At 38.2% G+C, this 18,172-nt stretch carries 17 protein-coding genes and 2 pseudogenes; 16 read left to right on the top strand and 3 right to left on the bottom strand.

Annotated features, from left to right (window positions below; genetic code table 11):
- The 3 genes and pseudogenes from ACQKN2_RS05930 to ACQKN2_RS05920 all read left to right on the top strand — a co-directional run.
- Positions 1 to 262, top strand: a pseudogene (locus tag ACQKN2_RS05930) (DinB family protein); the annotation flags it as partial.
- Between the two features lie 272 nt (positions 263 to 534).
- The gene (locus ACQKN2_RS05925) at positions 535 to 768 is read left to right on the top strand and encodes a DUF3953 domain-containing protein (RefSeq protein WP_427414141.1); all 234 of its coding nucleotides are present in this window, start codon (positions 535 to 537) and stop codon (positions 766 to 768) included.
- 97 nt (positions 769 to 865) lie between these two features.
- Positions 866 to 1,132 (top strand): hypothetical protein, encoded by a 267-nt coding sequence (locus ACQKN2_RS05920; protein ID WP_427414140.1) that lies wholly within the window; start codon positions 866 to 868, stop codon positions 1,130 to 1,132.
- A gap of 276 nt (positions 1,133 to 1,408) precedes the next feature.
- On the opposite strand, the gene ACQKN2_RS05915 is transcribed toward ACQKN2_RS05920, so the two are convergent.
- Positions 1,409 to 2,230, bottom strand: a complete 822-nt coding sequence (locus tag ACQKN2_RS05915) for a DUF2785 domain-containing protein (protein ID WP_427414139.1) — start codon at positions 2,228 to 2,230, stop codon at positions 1,409 to 1,411.
- 404 nt (positions 2,231 to 2,634) lie between these two features.
- Positions 2,635 to 3,261: pseudogene (locus ACQKN2_RS05910) on the bottom strand (IS110 family transposase); the annotation flags it as partial.
- A gap of 689 nt (positions 3,262 to 3,950) precedes the next feature.
- Between ACQKN2_RS05910 and ACQKN2_RS05905 the strand changes: the two are divergent.
- Positions 3,951 to 4,850, top strand: a complete 900-nt coding sequence (locus tag ACQKN2_RS05905; RefSeq protein ID WP_427414151.1) for a LysR substrate-binding domain-containing protein — start codon at positions 3,951 to 3,953, stop codon at positions 4,848 to 4,850.
- 117 nt (positions 4,851 to 4,967) lie between these two features.
- On the opposite strand, the gene ACQKN2_RS05900 is transcribed toward ACQKN2_RS05905, so the two are convergent.
- Complete coding sequence (locus tag ACQKN2_RS05900; protein ID WP_427414138.1) at positions 4,968 to 5,957, bottom strand: aldo/keto reductase family protein; 990 nt, start codon at positions 5,955 to 5,957, stop codon at positions 4,968 to 4,970.
- 1,019 nt (positions 5,958 to 6,976) lie between these two features.
- Between ACQKN2_RS05900 and ACQKN2_RS05895 the strand changes: the two genes are divergently transcribed.
- From ACQKN2_RS05895 to ACQKN2_RS05840, 12 genes are all read left to right on the top strand, one after another.
- On the top strand, positions 6,977 to 8,215 hold the full coding sequence (locus ACQKN2_RS05895; protein ID WP_427414137.1) for a substrate-binding domain-containing protein: 1,239 nt from the start codon (positions 6,977 to 6,979) through the stop codon (positions 8,213 to 8,215).
- Between the two features lie 99 nt (positions 8,216 to 8,314).
- Positions 8,315 to 9,091: an ABC transporter ATP-binding protein gene (locus ACQKN2_RS05890; RefSeq protein ID WP_427414136.1), complete on the top strand. Its 777-nt coding sequence runs from the start codon at positions 8,315 to 8,317 to the stop codon at positions 9,089 to 9,091.
- Positions 9,066 to 9,773, top strand: coding sequence for an ABC transporter ATP-binding protein (locus ACQKN2_RS05885; RefSeq protein ID WP_427414135.1), 708 nt, complete (start codon positions 9,066 to 9,068; stop codon positions 9,771 to 9,773). The genes ACQKN2_RS05890 and ACQKN2_RS05885 overlap by 26 nt, the downstream gene beginning before the upstream one ends.
- Before the next feature lie 15 nt (positions 9,774 to 9,788).
- A complete protein-coding gene (locus ACQKN2_RS05880) occupies positions 9,789 to 10,661 on the top strand; it encodes a branched-chain amino acid ABC transporter permease (RefSeq protein ID WP_427414134.1) in 873 nt (290 codons plus the stop codon).
- Entirely contained in the window at positions 10,658 to 11,677 is a 1,020-nt protein-coding gene (locus ACQKN2_RS05875) for a branched-chain amino acid ABC transporter permease (RefSeq protein WP_427414133.1), read from the top strand. The genes ACQKN2_RS05880 and ACQKN2_RS05875 overlap by 4 nt, the downstream gene beginning before the upstream one ends.
- Positions 11,674 to 12,678, top strand: coding sequence for a 3-oxoacyl-ACP synthase (locus tag ACQKN2_RS05870; protein ID WP_427414132.1), 1,005 nt, complete (start codon positions 11,674 to 11,676; stop codon positions 12,676 to 12,678). Before ACQKN2_RS05875 ends, ACQKN2_RS05870 begins: the two co-directional genes overlap by 4 nt.
- Before the next feature lie 12 nt (positions 12,679 to 12,690).
- On the top strand, positions 12,691 to 13,602 hold the full coding sequence (locus ACQKN2_RS05865; RefSeq protein WP_427414131.1) for an alpha/beta fold hydrolase: 912 nt from the start codon (positions 12,691 to 12,693) through the stop codon (positions 13,600 to 13,602).
- The gene (gene fabG / locus ACQKN2_RS05860) at positions 13,586 to 14,317 is read left to right on the top strand and encodes a 3-oxoacyl-ACP reductase FabG (RefSeq protein ID WP_427414130.1); all 732 of its coding nucleotides are present in this window, start codon (positions 13,586 to 13,588) and stop codon (positions 14,315 to 14,317) included. Before ACQKN2_RS05865 ends, fabG begins: the two co-directional genes overlap by 17 nt.
- A 17-nt stretch (positions 14,318 to 14,334) precedes the next feature.
- The gene (locus ACQKN2_RS05855; RefSeq protein WP_427414129.1) at positions 14,335 to 15,801 is read left to right on the top strand and encodes a class I adenylate-forming enzyme family protein; all 1,467 of its coding nucleotides are present in this window, start codon (positions 14,335 to 14,337) and stop codon (positions 15,799 to 15,801) included.
- A gap of 463 nt (positions 15,802 to 16,264) precedes the next feature.
- The gene (locus ACQKN2_RS05850) at positions 16,265 to 16,630 is read left to right on the top strand and encodes a hypothetical protein (RefSeq protein ID WP_427414128.1); all 366 of its coding nucleotides are present in this window, start codon (positions 16,265 to 16,267) and stop codon (positions 16,628 to 16,630) included.
- 161 nt (positions 16,631 to 16,791) lie between these two features.
- Positions 16,792 to 17,226 carry a MarR family winged helix-turn-helix transcriptional regulator gene (locus tag ACQKN2_RS05845; RefSeq protein WP_427414127.1) on the top strand — a complete coding sequence of 145 codons (435 nt, stop codon included), beginning with the start codon at positions 16,792 to 16,794 and terminating at the stop codon, positions 17,224 to 17,226.
- Between the two features lie 19 nt (positions 17,227 to 17,245).
- Positions 17,246 to 18,103: an MBL fold metallo-hydrolase gene (locus ACQKN2_RS05840; RefSeq protein ID WP_427414126.1), complete on the top strand. Its 858-nt coding sequence runs from the start codon at positions 17,246 to 17,248 to the stop codon at positions 18,101 to 18,103.
- Positions 18,104 to 18,172: the final 69 nt, after the last annotated feature.

Raw genomic sequence — 18,172 nt, 5'->3', positions numbered from 1 at the left:
AAATAATGACGCTACATATCGATTACCAACTGAGACCTTTCCAAATTGGAAGGAAACAAAACAAGAATACTTTTCTGTTCATCGTGAACTTGAAACAATACTAGCAAAATCAGAACTAGAAGATTTGTATAGACCGATTCCCGATGACAATCCATTAGTGCTTGAACTGAAGAGTTTAGCAATGCACAACGCATATCATATTGGGCAAATTGTATTCCTCAGTAAAATGCAAGGAGCCTGGGCAGGGAAACGCAGCTTTTAAAAAAGCTTCATTAGCTTACAGTTATTCCATTAACGGGCGCGATTGTGGAAGAAGCGTCGCTGTTCTTATTAAACTCCCATGAAAGAACGTAAAAATCTTTCATTTTCTGTGGTGTAGTGTTGATTTTGCGCTACATGGATGGCTAACGGGTGCTTTCCTTGAAGAAAAAAGAGTTGTTTTAGACAGCTCTTTTTTCTTATTGTACTAACGAGGCAGGATAGTTTAACGAAAATTGGTAATATGCGGTAACTTTGTTAAGGGGGGGTTTTTAATTGTTAATGTTTTTGCAAATTATTTTATCAATAACAGTTATTTCACTTGCAGGATATGGATTGATTACTGAAGATTTTAAGTTTCAACCATATATGATGTTGTTTTTAGGATTAATGATGTTGGTAATGGGATTAAGAGAATTTCAAAAGGGACAAAAAGGTTACGGCTGGCTAAGTATAGTTGTATTTATATTTATTTTATTTGTATCAATCAAAAGTTTCTTATTAAAATAACGGGGACTTGAGTTGAACAATTGGGTTGCTTCAGCAGCCTCATTTCTTATTCGACTAACGGAGTAGTTTAGTGAAAGAATAGATTGGAGGAAGAGCAATGACAAAAAATAAATTAAAAGGTTTAGTTTCTTTAGGTTCTGTAATAACTGCAATTGGTTTTATATTGCTATTTTTCAGTGATGATATTGGATTATCACTTGCTGAATATCGGATAGTTACACAATGTGGGATGGACACTTCGCAATACCTAATTGTAATTGAAGGTTATACAAATAATTTCTTAGCTGCAGGAAGTATCCTTTTTGGGATTGGTATCTCCACCATCATTTTTGCTTATTACAAGATACTTAATATTAACGAATAGAAGTAATAAATATTGTTTTTCTTATTCAACTAACGGAGCAGGTTAGTTCAATAAGAAATTTCAAAGTAATAGGTGAATTAATACTAAAATAAGGTAAAATAATTAGTTGAATAGTCTGTTTTGCCATGTAGAACGGAGATCCATCTGAATCCCCGCAAATCAAATTTTCTGTGAAAAGTGTGAAGTAAAAATGTTCCCTGAGGGCTATTGTTTGCCTGTTACCACATTTGAAGTGGAGACGGACAAGTGCGGGTGCTTTCCCCTCATTTTTTTTAATTAGGAATAGTATACTTTTTCTACTTTATATAATGTATGCTCGATAGTCGAGCAGAGAACGGCATCCACTTTGTAAAATTTAACTCGAAAGTATAAACTTTTCAAAAAGTTCTTTATATTATTTTTTTGCTTAAAGGCAGGGAGAAATTCTGAATTTTTCTCCACATCACCAAAACTTTGAATCCATTGCTCTACATAAGTCTGACTAAGTATTTTTCTATTTAAAACACTAATTATGGATTTTACCATTCTCTCATCTTCCCCATCGGAGTAAATTCGATCTGTTATGGTCACCTTTTCGTAAACCAAATCGAGGATAGTTAAGAGGTCATTTTTATCCAGTTCGGAACATTGAGCCAAATCTTCTAAAGCATCTGCTGCATGGGCTATAGCATGAGCCCAGCCTTTTTCTTCGTCATACCCACGGTAATCTCGCTCTTTTTGTACATTGTAAAATACTTTCTCTTTTATCTGATGAATTTGCTCTCTTGAGAGAAATGGTGATTCTCTATGCCTCTTGAAGAGGAGCGGTATGACTAGCATGGAGAAAGATCGAGTGAAGACAGAGTCTGTATTTGTTTCACCAAGCTTAGAAAGCAAATGGTTTTTATCCAAAACAACCGGTAGAAGTTGTTCTAGTTCGTTTGCTGTTAGAGAATTATCAGGAATCCAATGTGATAAGGTTGTATAAATTAGCTCATCACGTAGTTGGGCATCCAAAGAACCGATGTTATTTATCATTTCTAGTATCAACTGGAATGTATCGGGGGGTGCTTGGTACCCATTTTCTTTTATTAATATCAACTTTTCTTTTAAATTCATTTTACACCCTCCTACTAGAAATTTTCTGAACTAACTTTTTCAAGGGTTTCTACTGACTATACGGCTTCTTCCGTACCCTTCTTCCCTTACTATAAGGTACAGATAGGATCAGAGACAATCCGCAATAGCAGAAAGGAATAAATTATTTCCAAGCTGTTTATTTCCTGATAAAATCCATAAAATTCCGCCCCCTTCGATTGTATTTTATACGAAAACTTGCTATCTAAAAAACTTCCCCACCCGATTTTAGGATAAAGAACCATATAATAATTTTCATAATTTTCCTTGTAAGTTAATGGTTATTGAGTTACCATTTGTATATTAAATTAAATTAATCCAAAGCGCAATAACTAATGGAATTTAAATTTTGGGCGTGAAGAACATCTACTGAAGCAATAATTACAACGTGCTTTGCAATGTGTATCAATGAATTGTGCGATCTCTTCTACACCTGCTTCTTTGACTGATTCAGAAGTAGGGTAAGCTTGTAAAGTTTTTATGGAAATCTCAGCGTATAGATCGCCAAAAACTCCTTTGTACTCAGGGAATATTTGATCTAATATGGCTTGAAATTGAAGCTTTGTTTGAATCATAATTCCCGTCATATTTTCGTGTTGCCTTGTTAGATTCCGAAGGTTTAATAACTGTACACCCCGCTTTTTCTGAGGCGCTAAATCCTCTTTGTAATACAGTTCGCCTAAGTGATAAGCATCAATGGCATCTGTTTTGGTTTTGCGCAAGCTAGAACTTTTTGCTCGGTAAGAAACCAGTGGGTTTACGATAATGACAATGTATTCTCTTGCTTCTAAAAACTGTACAACTGGGGCATGATAGTGACCCGTTGATTCCAAAACAATAGGTGGCTTCATCCCTGTTTGACGCTCTAAATCTAATAAATAAGAGTGTAACTCTTCCAATCCATCCACCGTATGATCAACTTTCACGCTGCTTTTATAGGGCATTTTTTTATCCAAGAACATTTGAACCTGACTTTCACCTTTTGCGACATCCAGACCAACTACTGGATTCATAGTTTATCTCCTCCTAAGTGTATTGACCGGTAACCTCTATCTAGCTTGTTATTCATATCTTCACTTGTTATACGAGATCGTATTGTCCCAACCAGCCTAATCATGTGTTAACAAGTAGAGTGCGAACAGTTTAGTTGTCGGGATCTAGTCCCACGGGTGCTTCCGTTCGACCCCGGCTACTATCAATCTATAAATTGAATAAAAAATAGTCAACCAGATTATTACTCCGGTTGACCTTTTAATACGAACGGGTGCTTAAGTTAAAGAAGATAGCCAAACGAGAAGCAAAAATCTTTGAGAAAACAACCTTTAAAAAAGACAGACAGAATGAAATCCTTTGATCGATTGAAGAATTCACTTCTCAATAAATTCAAGGGATTCTTTCTGTCTAATTTCTTATCACGTATTTTCCTCATTGGAATCTATATCAATTTTTATAGTCTTAAGTTTTTCTTTAGTGACTTTCCCATCGTTATCCATTGTACGAATTATTGGCGTAATGAATATTGCGGAAGCATTAGTATTAAAGTTACTTATTATTGCTTGACCATTTGAGTAATCATCGGTTACTTTTCCTAAACCAAAGAGCCGTAAAACATAAAAAGTATGGCTACGAAAATACTAGGCACTAAAATGAGTTTGATATTAAAAGAATACCTTAATAGATTTAGTAGAAGGGATAGTTGCAAATGGATATTAGGAAAATGCGATATTTCATAATGGTGGCAGAAGAATTGAATTTTAGTCGTGCAGCAGAACGTCTTAGGATGGCGCAACCTCCTTTAAGCCAAGAAATTCGTAAATTAGAAGAAGAATTGGGCGTTCAACTTTTTCATAGAACGAAAAGAATGGTTGAACTTACGGATGCTGGGAAGATATTTTTAGAAGGATCTCAACAAACACTGCTTCAATTAGAAAGAACCATAAAAGAAACACAACTTGCGGCTGAAGGGAAAATAGGGAGCTTAATAATTGGTTTTGTCGATTCCACAGAAATTGTTATAGAAGTTCTTAATAAATTTCGAGAACGCTTTCCTAAAATCCATCTTATATTACGTGAAATGACAACAGAGCAGCAATTAAAAGCACTTTATGAGAAACAAATTCATATTGGATTTATTCGTTCTAAACAGAACAACGGGATACTTTCTTCTGAAGTTTGTTCGGAAGAATCTTTAAGATTGGTTTTACATCAAGATCACCCTTTCGCCTCATTGCCCGAAATACCACTCCGATTGTTAATTGATGAACCATTTATTTTGTTTCCGCGTCATATGGGTCCAAATTTTTATGATGTAATTATTAGCTACTTTTGGGATCATGGTGTAAGTTTAAATGTTGTTCAAGAAGCTATTCAAATGCAAACGATTGTTAATTTAGTGGCAACCGGAATGGGAGTTTCTGTCGTTCCATCGTCGGTGGAAAGTTATAAACATCCTGGGGTTATCTATAAAAAAATCCAAGAGACTACACCAAAAGTAAATTTATATGTTGGTTGGAGAGAAGATGAAAAATCTGCAGTAGTAAATCATTTCTTAACAGTTGTTAGAGAGATGTATTCGATTTTTCAACTTAATCACCAAAAATAAAAGCCCATCCTAATGGGATGGGAAATTAAAAATTAGAAAGGAAGAAGTCTAATTTAATTTGAATTTTAAAGGAAGACTTCAAAGATATATATATTTCTTGTAAAGTCACGTGCAAACTTAACCTGTTTTACTCGGGTCGTACTCAACGAAACCTTCTAATACTTTGTCAATCTGATTCATTATTTCAATGTCTAGTTTGACACCAGAAGCGAGCGCATTCTCTCTTACCTGTTCTGGGCTCGAGGCACCGATAATTGCTGAGGAAACGTTCTGGTTTTGTAGTACCCAAGCTACTGCGAGTTGAGCGAGGGTCAGATCAATCTCTTGTGCGATGGGTTTAAGCTTCTGAATAGCAGTGAGCACATTGTCGTTCATCCAACGTTGTGCAAGTTTATTAAAGAATGGTTTGCCAGCCGAAGAATTAGCACGCGACTGGATTGGTACTGGTTTTTGGGGTAGATATTTCCCTGTGAGAACACCTTGTGCCACAGGCGACCATACTACTTGCCCAAGTCCCTCACGTTGACAGGTTGGTATAACATCACTTTCGATAACTCTCCACAACATTGAATACTGGGGTTGGCTTGCGATGAACGGAATATTCAATTCCCTTGAAAGTGCTGCACCACGGGTGATTTGTTCTGCTGTCCACTCACTTACACCGATATAAAGCACCTTACCTTGTCTTACAAGATCTGCGAAAGCTAACATCGTTTCTTCAAGAGGCGTAGTTGGGTCAAATCTGTGTGCATAATAGACATCTATATAGTCTGTCTGTAACCGACGCAAAGATGCATTACAATTTTCTAGAATATGTTTTCGTGATAAACCCTTATCATTTTGCCCATTCCCAGTCGGATGGCACACCTTTGTACATAGTTCAATGCTCTCCCGGCGAATACCTTGTAAAGACCTGCCGAGTACTTCTTCAGCTTTAGTTTCAGAATAAACATCAGCAGTATCGAATGTTGTTATACCGACATCTAGTGCTGCTTTAACACACTCTTTTGCAGTATCCTCATCTACTTTACCCCCATGATTTATCCAGTTTCCGTATGCAATCTTGCTTATTGTTAATCCGCTATTGCCAAGTTTACTAAACTCCATTCCAGTCCCTCCTTTTAAAAGTGCTATCTTCATTATAAAAACCAGATTTCAATATGGATAATATATTATTACGAATGAATTAATATAAAATTTATATAAAACTGCTAAAGAGGTTCGTTGCTGTCGTTGCGCTCCGCTCCCTTTCGTCGCAGAAAAATGAGCTCCCCACAAGGTTCAGTACGGTCAGATAGCGTGCATGAAGGTAGATATCGATATTTTTCGAAAGTTGGGTGATAAATCAAAAAAGTTGGGCGATAAATCGATAAAGAGGGTCGATAAACAATCAAAAGTTCTCGATAAAGCTCAAAACTGTTTCGATAAATCTCTCATTCCCAAAAAAAGCCCCACTTGACGATAGAAGGGCAGCTCCATGTAAATATTTTGCGGCCGCCACTACGCTACCGCTCCATTTTCGCAGCAGAAAAAGTAGCTTTTCATAAGGTTCAGTACGGTCAGATAGCGTGCATGAAGGTAGATATCGATATTTTTCGAAAGTTGGGTGATAAATTAAAAAAAGTTGGGTGATAAATCGATAAAGTGGGTCGATAAACAATCACATCCCCAAAAAAAGCCCCACTTGACGATAGAAGGGCAGCTCCATGTAAATATTTTGCGGCCGCCACTACGCTACCGCTCCATTTTCGCAGCAGAAAAAGTAGCTCCCCACAAGGTTCAGTACGGTCAGATAGCATGCATGAAGGTAGATATCGATATTTTTCGAAAGTTGGGTGATAAATCAAAAAAGTGGGTCGATAAACAATCAAAAGTTCTCGATAAAGATCAAAACTGTTTCGATAAATCTCTCATCCCCAAAAAAAGCCCCACTTGACGATAAAAGGGCAGCTCATTAAAAGGTTTTGCAGCTGCCACTACGCTACCGCTCCATTTTCGCGACAGAGATAGTTGGCTAATTAAACTGAGCCAACTATCTTGTAACTAATTTGTAACTGAAGTTTTATATAGTGTTTACATAGCAACGAAAGCGCTTTCTTTTAGTTCATTATGAAAGGGGATATGGGATGAAGAAGCATTGGTTAGTTGTGCTTTTATTGATGCTGATGATGTTGATGTATGCTTGTAATTCAGAGGGATCGAAGGATAGTTCAACAGGCGGTAAAGCTTCAGAGGATGATACAAAGGGGACGACTGAGGAAGGGGGCACAATAAAAATCGGTGTGCTTGCGTCATTGACGGGTGCTCTTGAATCGTATGGGAAACAAACACAGCGTGGCTTTGATTTAGGAATTGAATATGCGACTGGCGGCACGATGGAGGTTAACGGTAAGAAAATAGAAATTGTCTATGAAGATACAGAAACAAAGCCTGAGGTAGCGGTCCAAAAAGCGACAAAGCTCTTAGAAGATGACAAGGTTGATTTTTTAGTAGGTTCCTCTAGCTCAGGTGATACGCTTGCTGTTTTACCACTTGCGGAAGAGTACCAAAAGATTATGGTGGTGGAGCCTGCGGTAGCGGATAGTATTACGGGCTCAGAATTTAATAAATATATTTTCCGTACAGGTCGAAATTCTTCTCAGGATGCTTATGCAGCAGCGGCAGCAATCGCGGGAAAAGGTGTTAAAATCGCAACGTTCGCGCCGGATTATTCTTTTGGTTTGGACGGGGTAAAAGCCTTTAAGACAGCTGCGGAAAAGCTAGGCGCAGAAATTGTTTTAGAGGAATATGCAGATCCGGCAGCAACTGATTTTACATCCAATTTGCAAAAAGTAATTGATGCAAAACCAGATTATTTATTTGTTGTATGGGCTGGTGCAAACTCACCGTGGAATCAAATTGCCGATTTAAAAATTCAAGAAAAGGGCATTAAAATTTCAACAGGTGCACCAGATATTATTGCATTAAAATTTATGAATCCATTAATTGGTATGGAAGGGTTCTCTGTTTATTATAATACGTTACCACAAAATGATGTAAATAAATGGTTAGTTGAGGAACATAAAAAACGCTTTAATGAAGTTCCAGATTTATTTACGCCAGGAGGCATGTCTGCAGCCATTTCAATTGTAGATGCTCTTAAAAAATCAAATGGCGATACAGATTCAGAAAAACTGATCGGCATTATGGAAGGGATGTCATTTGAAACACCAAAAGGAACGATGACTTTCCGAAAAGAAGACCATCAAGCATTACAGTCGATGTATTCGATCCGTTTAGAAAAACATGAAGGTGTAGATTATCCGGTACCGGTGCTAGTTCGTGAGCTTAGCCCTGAAGAAACGGCCCCTCCGGTCATGAATTAGTGAAATTGGAGACAGATAGCTTTATTATTCTGTCTCTCTTCACCCACTTTCATATGAGAATGGGTGAAGAGAGATAGAAGTACTAGAAAGGAGAATACGATGGAACCCATTTTACGAACAGAAAACTTAACCATTCGTTTTGGCGGACACACAGCTGTCGACCATGTGAATTTTAATATGCCAGAAAAGCATTTGAAGTCAATTATTGGACCAAATGGAGCTGGAAAAACAACCTTCTTTAATTTGATTAGTGGAGAGTTAAAGCCGACTGCCGGGGATATCTATTTTAAGGGGCAATCACTCGCGCAAAAATCAGCAATCGAAAGAACACGCATGGGGCTAGGGCGATCTTTTCAAATTACGAATGTTTTCCCGAACTTGACAGTTTTAGAAAATGTCCGTTTGGCTGTGCAATCCAAGGAGAAAATTCGTTACCAATTATTTCGCCATTATAAAAGCTATAAGGCGATTACAGAAAAAGCGGAGGAACTATTAACACTTGTTTTGCTTGACAATAAAAGAGATGCGCTCACGACAATGCTATCTCATGGGGAAAAGAGAAAGCTTGAGATTGCGATGCTGTTAGCCCTTGATACGGAAATCCTTTTACTGGATGAACCAACGGCAGGCATGTCATTAGAGGAGGTGCCAACGATTTTAGAAGTGATTCGTACCATTAAAAATCAGGGTGATAAAACCATTCTCCTCATTGAGCACAAAATGGATATGATTCTAGATTTGTCGGACTCGATTATGGTGCTATTTAATGGGCAGCTTCTTGCAGATGGAACACCAGAGGACATCATGAAAAACGAAACCGTACAAAATGCATATTTAGGAGGTCTGTACGATGAACACCTTACTGAAATTAAATGATGTCCATACCTATATCGGGCAATACCATATTTTGCAGGGAGTTAATTTTGAGGCATTGGAAGGGCAGGTAAGTGTACTGCTTGGCAGAAATGGGGCAGGTAAAACGACTACTTTAAAAACGATTATGGGGTTAACGCCTGCTTCAAAGGGAGAGGTAGAATTTCGCTCACATTCTATTAAGAAAAACCCGACCTATAAAGTAGCGAAATTAGGAATCGGCTATGTTCCTGAAAACCAAGGGATTTTTGCAGATTTAACGGTAGAGGAAAATATGAAAGTGGCTATGCGTAAAGAAGATACAGCTACTTTAGAACGACAAGATTATGTGCTAGAGCTGTTTCCTGATTTAAAGAAATTTTGGAAGAAGGCTGGTGGACATCTTTCGGGTGGTCAAAAACAAATGCTGTCCATGGCACGGGCATTTATCAATGATAGTAAGTTGATATTGATTGATGAGCCTTCGAAAGGACTGGCGCCCATAGTGATAGAGAAAGTGATGGAGGCCATCGTTGAAATGAAAAAGCAAACGTCCATCGTTCTTGTAGAGCAAAACTTTATGATGGCGAGCCGAATTGGCGATACGTATACATTGATTGATGATGGCAGAACAGTTCACTCGGGCAAAATGCAAGATCTTATCCATCATGAAGAACTAAAAAGAAAATATCTTGGAATCGGATAAAGGTGGTGTGTTTTATTGGAACTATTCGTCAATTTAGTCATTAATGGCCTTGCAACCGGCATGTTAATTTTCTTACTGGCGGCTGGTCTGACGTTAATTTTTGGATTAATGGATGTTTTGAACTTTGCGCATGGTGGTTTATTTGTTTGGGGGGCTTATGCTGGGATCTTTACGTATATGTTCACAGAGAGCTTTCTCATTGGAATTGTAGGTGCCATCGTAACGGGAGCTTTATTGGGACTCATTACTGAAAAATTAATTATAACACCTGTGTACGGCAATCATATCCAGCAAATTTTAATTACATTAGGGTTGATGCTCGTCCTGCAGGAAATGATTAAAGTTGTTTTTGGCCCTAATGGTGTAGCAGTGAAAACGCCGAGTTACTTATCAGGTAGCTGGGAAGTTGGAGACGTTATTATCATAAAATATCGATTATTTATTATTATTGTAGGGTTTATCATTTTCGGTATTTTCCAATACATGCTAAAGAAAACGAAGATTGGGCTCATCGTTCGGGCTGGTGTACAGGATAAAGAAATGGCACAAGCACTTGGTATTCATATAAAGCGAGTATTTTTATATGTTTTTATGGTTGGTGCGGCACTAGCAGCACTTAGTGGTATGTTAATGGCTCCGTATTCAGGTGTCATCTATGCGGAAATGGGCATGGAGTATGCGATTTTAGGCTTTATCGTTGTCGTAATCGGAGGAATGGGTAGTTTTTCAGGCTCGCTATTGGCAGCTATATTAGTAGGTTTAGCAGGCAGCTTTATGGCTTATTATGTGCCAGTGTTATCGCTTGCGGTCAATATGATTTTAATGGCCATTGTTTTAATTTTCCGTCCACAAGGTTTATTCGCTATGAGAAAGGAGAGATCAACATGAAAATGAAGCTTTCATTGCAGCATCTATGTTTTTTCCTCATGTTAGCTATTTTAGTGCTTCTCCCTTTCGTCAATGATTCAAGGACGCTCATTATTTTATTAACGCAAATCTTTATTTTCGGTATTTTAGCGATGAGCTATGACATTCTCCTTGGTTATACAGGTATTGTGTCGTTCGGGCATGCGATGTTTTTTGGTTTAGGTGCTTACACAACGGCTGTCATGCTGAAACAAATGGAGCCAACGCTTTCGACATTTTTTTTATCAAGCGTAGTCGGCATGTTGCTAGCAGGGTTCATTAGCTTTTTAGTAGGATTACTGACACTTCGATTAAAAAGTCATTTCTTTGCGATGCTGACATTAGCTTTTTCAGGACTATTTTTAGTGGTGGCAGAAAAATGGCGTTCTGTTACATACGGAAATGATGGCTTTACATTTAGAGCACCCGAAATATTTAGAGATCGAATGACGTTTTATTTCTTCGTGCTAGCATGCTTAGTCATTATTTTTATTGCGCTATATCGCTTCGTGAACTCGCCAACTGGTCGAATTTTAATTGCTGTTCGGGAAAATGAACAACGAACAAAATCATTAGGCTACAACACTTTGTACTATAAAGTGATTGCTTCAATTGTCGCAGGTACCGTTGCAAGCTTAGCAGGCTCCTTATATGCTATCTCACTCCGATTTGTTAATACGAGTGTGATGACAATGGACATTACGTTAGATGCATTATTAATGACGATTATTGGCGGTGTTGGCACATTAGTTGGACCATTATTAGGTTCGGCTGTTATCGAATATGCACAGCATGCACTTTCAGGGTTAGCTCGCGATTATCCGATATTTGAACGTTGGATTATTTTCTTTGGGATTCTTTATATTTTAGCTGTTATCTTTTTCCCAAAAGGAATTATTGGATCACTGCGCATAATGTTTTGGAAATGGCGATTAAAGCGCAAGGGAAAAGATCAATCATCGGTTGCCATGTCGCAGGAAAAGGGGCGATTTGAATGACTGTAGGCATTGTAAGTACAGGAATCTATATTCCGCAAACGAAAATGACATCTAAAGAAATTGCGGCGCTTTCTACTATTCCAGAGGATATTATTCGGCAAAAAATGGGTATTTATGAAAAGCCTATTCCTGGTGAGCACGATCATACGGTTCAAATGGGGATATGGGCCGCACAGGACGCTATACGCAAGGCTAATATCAACCCGAAAGACATTGATGTTGTGATTTATATGGGAGAGGAGCATAAGGAGTATCCCTTGTGGACTGCTTCTATAAAAATGCAGGAGGAGGTAGGAGCCGTAAATGCTTGGGCATTCGATGTGCAATTAAGATGCGGCACAACCATTATGGCACTAAAGCTAGCGAAAAGCTTAATGGCCACGGATGATTCCATTCATACCGTACTCCTAGCTGGTGGCTATCGAAACGTGGATTTTATCGATTACAGCAATCCTCGAACACGCTTTATGTACAATTTAGCAGCTGGTGGTGGCGCTATTCTTTTACAGAAAAACTATGACAAAAATCATTTATTAGAGGCGGATATTATGACGGATGGCTCGTTCTCAGAGGATGTAGTCGTGCCTGTCGGCGGTACAAAAAAACCTTTGACGCCTTCCGATTTAGAAAATAAATTGTATCAGCTTGATGTGATCGATCCAATTGGAATGAAGGAACGCTTAGAGCAAAAATCTTTAAGCAATTTTTTGAAGGTAATTCGAACATCTTTAGCGAAAAGTGGATTCAATGAGGGCGATATTGGTTATTTAGCGATGCTTCACATGAAACGATCTGCTCATGATTATATTTTATCTGAACTAAGGTTAGAGCAGGAGCAGTCTATATACTTACATGAGTATGGTCATATCGGACAGATTGACCAAATCGTTTCATTGCAGCTTGCGTTAGATGAAGGCCGTATCCGCGATGGAGACATCGTCACACTTGTTAGTGCAGGGATTGGCTATGTATGGGGAGCTATTACGATTCAATGGGGATAAGGGGGAAATGAGATGTTAAAAACGGTTCAGCTATCAAATGGAGAAACGATTGCTTATCGGAAACGTCAAGGGGGAGAACGTGTTTTATTACTGATTCACGGTAATATGACATCCTCTAAACATTGGGACGTTCTAATCGACGCGTTGGATGAAAAATATACAATTTATGCGCTGGATTTACGGGGCTTTGGTGGTTCATCTTATCATAAACCAATTTCCGCGATTAAAGATTTTAGTGATGATGTGAAGCTTTTTGTGGATGCTATTCGATTGCAACAGTTTGACATGATTGGCTGGTCAACGGGCGGAGCTGTATGTATGCAGTTTGTCGCTCAGTATCCAGGCTATTGTCAGCAGCTTATTTTACTTGCCTCGGCATCTACGAGAGGCTATCCATTTTTCTCAGATTTAGGTACTGGCAATCCAGCAGCATTCAAAAGGGCCTTTACCTATGAAGAAGTACTCGTCGATACATCTAAAACAAAATTAGTACAAGGCTTCTATGATTCGAAAAATGTGCAGGGCTTACAGTCGGTCTGGAACGCACTTATTTACACACATAAACAGCCTAGCCCAGAACACTATCAGAACTATGTAGAGGATATGCTGACGCAAAGAAATTTAGCCGAAGTTTATCATGCGTTAAACGTCTTCAATATAAGTGTAGTTGATCATGAGGTCACAAAAGGTACTCATGAGGTGCAACAGATCACTATTCCAGTTTTAGTGTTAAGGGGGGATCGTGATTACGTTATAACAGAAGGAATGAATGACGAGACAATGCTCGATTTAGGTGAAAATGCACAATTCGTTAGTTTAAAAGACTGCGGTCATTCCCCACTAATAGATGATTTACCACAGCTGACATCAGAAATTGAAGCGTTTTTAGAAATAGGAGGAAAAAAGTATGCGTTTAAACAATAAAGTTGCCATTATTACGGGAGCTGCAAACGGGATTGGCTATGCTGCTGCTGAACGATTTATTGAAGAGGGTGCATTCGTTGTCATTGCTGATTTTAATGAGGATGCTGGTGTTTCAGCTGCCCAGCAATTAGGGAACCAGGCATTATTTGTGCAAGTAGACGTTGCGGATAGAGAGAGCGTCAAAAACTTAGTGGCAACAGTCATAGAGCAAACGGGTCGAGTTGATATTTTAGTGAACAATGCAGGTATTACACGTGACGCGATGCTTACAAAAATGACGGAAGATCAGTTTCACCAAGTGCTTGATGTGAATTTGACTGGCGTGTTTAATTGTACGCAGGAGGTCATTCCACATATGGTTGCTGCTGGAGGGGGCAAAATTATTAATACATCCTCTGTTAGCGGTGTATATGGCAATGTTGGTCAAACGAATTACGCTGCCACAAAGGCCGCTATTGTCGGCATGACAAAAACTTGGGCGAAGGAATTAGGGCGCAAGGGGATCAACGTAAATGCGGTGGCACCTGGCTTTACAGAAACAGACATGGTGAAAAAAATGCCAGAAAATGTGCTAGCACAAATGCGCTCCATCGTGCCGCTGCAAAGATTAGGAACACCTAGAGATATTGCCAATGCCTATTTATTTTTAGCATCTGATGAGGCTTCCTATGTCCACGGTCACACGCTTCATGTGGATGGAGCAATTATGATGTGATAAAGGAGGCTTTCAAGATGTTTGTAGAGCAATCCTGGATTTTAAAACGTGCATCGTTAACACCGACACGTCTAGCATTGGTGAACCTAGAAACTAAGGAGCAGTGGACTTATCAGCAATTAACAGAGGAAATCACAAAATGGTGTTATTTTTTTGAGCGTCAAAACTTGCGGGCAGGAAGTCGTGTTGCCGTATTTGCAAAAAATCATATCCAGCTTTTTGCTGTCTTATTCGCCTGTGGATTAAGAGGACTAATCTACGTCCCATTGAATTGGCGTATGAGCACGAAGGAATTACATGATATTTTGACGGATGCTACGCCTTCTTTACTGCTTTACGATGAAGCAATGAATTGTCCTGTATCTTTAGAAAATATGCATTCTCTGCGTTTAGCGAGTGAAGCGGCTACTCTTAGCATTCGAGAAGTAGACCTGAATGATCCTTGGCTAATGATTTATACTGGGGGCACAACCGGCAAGGCAAAGGGTGTTGTCCTATCCTTTAATTCAGTGAATTGGAATGCGATTAATACAATTATTAGCTGGGGCTTGAATGATCGTGATTGTACGTTAAATTATATGCCGTTGTTTCATACAGGAGGTTTGAATGCCCTATGTATACCACTTCTTATGGCTGGCGGTACAGTTGTAATTGGTGATAAATTTGAGGCAGAAAGCGCTCTTCAGGCGATTAATCAGTATAAGACTACGATTTCACTTTTTGTGCCAACAATGTACCAAGCGATGATAGCGACAGATTACTTTAAGAAAAGTAGCTTCCCTTCCATGAACGTATTTTTATCAGGGGGGGCACCATGTCCATATCCTATCTATGACGCGTTTTTTAAGAAGGGGCTATATTTTAAAGAGGGCTATGGATTAACAGAAGCGGGGCCCAATAATTTTTATATTTCCCGAGAGGCAGCCTGTTTGAAAAAAGGCGCTGTAGGGAAGAGTATGCAATTCAATGAAGCTAAAATTATCAATAGTGCCGGAGAAAGCTGTGCGCCAAACGAAGTGGGAGAGCTATTGGTCAGAGGAAAGCATATGTTTCTATTTTACTGGAATAATCAGCAGGAGACTGAAAAAATCATGCATGAAGGCTGGTTGAAAACTGGCGATTTAGCCATGATGGATGAGGATGGTGACTTTTTTATTGTCGGTCGCAGTAAAGAGATGATTATTTCTGGTGGGGAAAATGTGTACCCGCAAGAAGTAGAGCAATGTATTTTGCGCCATCAGCTAGTGCAAGAGGTAGCGGTAATTGGAGTAGCCGATGATTATTGGGGAGAAATCGTGGTTGCTGTTATCGTTTGTCAGGATCAGGATGAAACTATATTAGAAGAAATTAAAGAAATCTGTAGCAAGCATTTAGGTCGCTACAAAATTCCCAAAAAGATTATTGTCATCGATGAATTGCCAAAAACAAGTGTCGGAAAAATTGATAAGAAGGCATTACTAATGTATGCGAAGGCATCTAAATAATCAATTTCGCCTTGGCGGAATCGTAGCTGCCGCTTCGCTTTCGCTACAGATAAAACCGTGTTGCTGCCGCTTTGCTTTCGCACAGATAAATTGCGTCCGGACGTGGCGTTCTTAGACTGAGTTCCTCTGTTTCAGTAGGTCTTTGAACACGCTCTAAAAAGGAACCACATCCGCATTCAGTTCACCACATTTAGATGGAGGAGTCTTCTACTGAATGAAGATAAAAACGCTTGGAGATCCAGGCGTTTTTTTGTTTCTATAAATGAAATGATTCCTTGATTCTTTATTCGAGGAAGTCCCTAAAAGATGGGGAGAAACGGATAAAAGAAGCGATTCAATTGGGCAATATTGTTGAGAATCCTCTTTGTATTTATGATAAAATATTGCGAGTGAAATCAGGTACTTAACGATATTCTCACGTATCAAGGAATATTATTCGAAACGAAGAAAGGGCAGTACTCCTATGGAAAACGTATCAAATGTAGAACAATTGGAATCAATAAAATCTTTACAATCGACAATAAATAAACTCGAAAAAGCCTTGTCCCAGATGACCGGGAAAGGGGCAAATACTACTTTAGTGAAGAAACGACTCAAAGCTGTTTGCATTGGCTTAGTAATGCTAGAAAACGTTTGGAATCAAAGCCCCCATCATTATACCCAGGAAGATTTAGCAGAAGCACGCAATGTTCTTACGGGTTTATTACCTTCAATTGAGAACATTTATATGAAGTCAAAGGTTGGTAGTCCCCAAAGAACGCTTTTAGAAAGAAGAATTAAAGCGTTGGAACTAGCTGTTCAAGCGATTGATGAACTTTTAACTCACTAACGACCTTTACTATTTTTAATATAAATGAGCTGTTAGTGGGCAGTGGTTATGAAAAAATAAAGAAGACTTACCATCTTTAATAAGTTCATGCAATAATTGACAAAAAAATAATAGTTAAGTAAACTTAACTTAACTAAAGGTGAATTGGGGATGATAAATCTGTGCACGATTATTTAACAATTGTAGACAAAATCAATCAAAAGTTTGAGCAGTTCAAGTTGTTAGTTTTACAAGAAACCAAAGAGGTTGAGGAATTAGAGAACTTTCACTTAACCCCTCAACAAGAAATTATTATGTTTTATATCATTCGCAATGAGCCCGTAATCGCGAATGATATTGCAAATCATTTTGGTATTTCAAAAAGTGCGGTTAGCCAAGTAATTTCAAAGCTAGAAGAAATGAAAATGATCTATCGTCAAGAGAATTCAATAAACCGTAGAGAGACCTTTATTTATCTTGGGGATAGAGGTCAAGAGTTTCATCAGCTTTTAAATAAAATTGACGCCATTCTTGTGGAAAAATATTATTCGAAAGTTAGCTTAACCGAATTAAAAAATGTTCTTGATACATTAAATAAGATTGTCGGAACTAATTAAAACAAAGGGAGTTAAGATAATGGAGAAAAATTTGAAACAACTAACCAATCGTATACATTATTTACCGCATGATCCTGAAACAGATCGACCAATACTGTCTGCCATTTGTGGGGATGACGAAACATTAATTGTAGATGCAGGAAATTCTGATAAACATGCTAAGTTATTTCTTGGTGAACTAAATCAAAGTCAAATTGCTAATTATCATTCTGTAGTATTAACACATTGGCATTGGGATCATAGCTTTGGAACAAATCAGATGAATCTATTAACCATAGCACATGAAAACACAAAAATGCATCTTGAAAAAATAACGGAATATGATTGGTCCGATGAAGCTTTAGATAATCGCGTCGAAAAAGGACTAGAGAATCAGTTTTGCTCCGACATGATAAAAAAAGAATTTGGAGAAGATAGAAATATCACCATCACTTTACCTAATACTACTTTTAAAGATAAATATGAGATTGATTTAGGTGGTATTCGATGTGTAGTCAAACATGTAGGTGGAGATCATTCTGATGACTCATCACTCATTTTTGTAGAGGAAGAAAAGGTACTTTTCTTAGGAGATTGCTTGTATCCGAGTGTATACACACAACAACCACAATATAAAGTTGATAATGTTAGACATCTCTTAGAAATCATTGAAATGTTTGATGCCGAAATCTATGTACTTTCACATGAACCTCCATTATCTAAAGAGGATTTTATGGGTTATATAATGTTATTGAAGTTAATTTGTGATTTAACAGAAAAACATCATATAAACCACTCGAATTTGGTTAATGAGCTATCTTCTCAACTAAATCGTAAATTAAGTCAGTTAGAAGAAGAAATAGTATATTGTTTTATTAACGGATTAACAGTTGATTAAAATAAAGTTATAAGTGGTATGTAGTTCCAATTATAGAGTCGAAAAAACGCTTGGAAATCCAGGCGTTTT

This window comes from Lysinibacillus sp. NPDC093688, assembly GCF_050280145.1.
Lineage (GTDB): Bacteria > Bacillota > Bacilli > Bacillales_A > Planococcaceae > Lysinibacillus > Lysinibacillus xylanilyticus_B.
The sequence above is the reverse complement of the archived record's forward strand: the minus strand, read 5'-3'. Positions and strand labels throughout refer to the sequence as shown.